At 54.3% G+C, this 1,220-nt stretch carries 1 protein-coding gene; it reads right to left on the bottom strand.

Annotated features, from left to right (window positions below; translation table 11 throughout):
- Positions 1–336: 336 nt before the first annotated feature.
- Complete coding sequence (locus Q4P78_RS08980) at positions 337–990, bottom strand: heme oxygenase (biliverdin-producing) (protein WP_023133632.1); 654 nt, start codon at positions 988–990, stop codon at positions 337–339.
- Positions 991–1,220 lie beyond the last annotated feature (230 nt).

Here is a 1,220-nt window from a genome sequence, read left to right as displayed (position 1 = left end):
AAAGTTTTGAAGAACCGGCGCAGGTCCCTGCTATAGCCGCGCTGACTTTATACACCACGACACCCCATCTTTTGGACGGTTCTCAAGCCTTCAATGTGCAGCATGTCTTTATGTCATATTTCGGCGGGGAACCGTAATTCTGACGTGTTTTTAATAACCTATCCGCCGGTGGGCTAGGCAATGGTGTGGAGCAGAAGATGGAGCACTGCAGGTATGAAATACGCCGGTGGTGCGCCCGCGAACTAGCGCACTACCGGCGGTGCCGCACGAGCCCGAACTGCCCCGTGAAGGGCGGGTATTTTATGGGCTCAGCGGAGGCTGTTTTATTAGCTGCCGCTAGGACAGGCGGCCCAGCTGCGCAAAGAGTGATGCATTAATGCGGAAGCCTTCGACGGTTTCGTCAATGAGGGCCTGCCGCTGCTCTTCGGTCAGGGGCGCGTTATCGAGCAGTTCCCGGTAACCATCTTTGAAAATTTTGGGCTTGGGCAGTTCAGTGAACCGGTACATGCTCAGCGCCTCGGCGGGAATGCCGTAGTGGCGCGCCACCAGTGCAGCGATTGCCTGACCACCCGACAGGTCCCCCAAGTAGCGCAGGTAGTGGTGCGCTAGGAAGCGTTCAGGAACGTTGGCGGTGGCGTTAATTCGTTCCACATATTCGATAGTTGCCGGCAGCGGCGCGTCAATATCCTGCTGCCCTAGTGCACGGATGTCGTTGCGGATGCTCGCGGCGCGGTCGAGCCCTTCAATGGTGAAGGGGTCGGTGATGGGGTTGCCTGCCTCACGCAGGTTTGCGGAGATCGCTTCCAGAGCCTCGTAAATGTAGGTGTACTGGTTGATCAGGCGCAGGTAGGCGGCGGTATCGAGTTTACCTCCCATGAGGTCTTCCATGAAGGTGGAGTGCTCGGCATTGTCGTGCACATTTTTGGTGCCCGCTTTGAGGCGGGCAGAGAAACGTTCGTTGGTTGTTTCAGGTGCGCAGGTAGTAGTCATAGCGGGTTCCTTAGTTGAGTTTGAGGGTTTGCGGCGCCAAATTTTTTACTGACACTGTGTCATCAAGTTTTGCTAATGACATATTGTCACTAAAACTTGGTTTTGGCAATACCCCTACCAAAATTTCTGCTAAGGTAACCCTTAGAGAGCTCGCATGCCGCCTTAGACACCTATTACGTTACACAAATCTTCTCTAATAGGTCTAGACTGGAAGCGAACATCACATCACC

This window comes from Rothia sp. (in: high G+C Gram-positive bacteria), from assembly GCF_030540545.1.
In the GTDB taxonomy this organism is placed as follows: Bacteria; Actinomycetota; Actinomycetes; order Actinomycetales; family Micrococcaceae; genus Rothia.
Note: the sequence above shows the minus strand (reverse complement) of the source record. Positions and strands in the feature narration are given on the sequence as shown.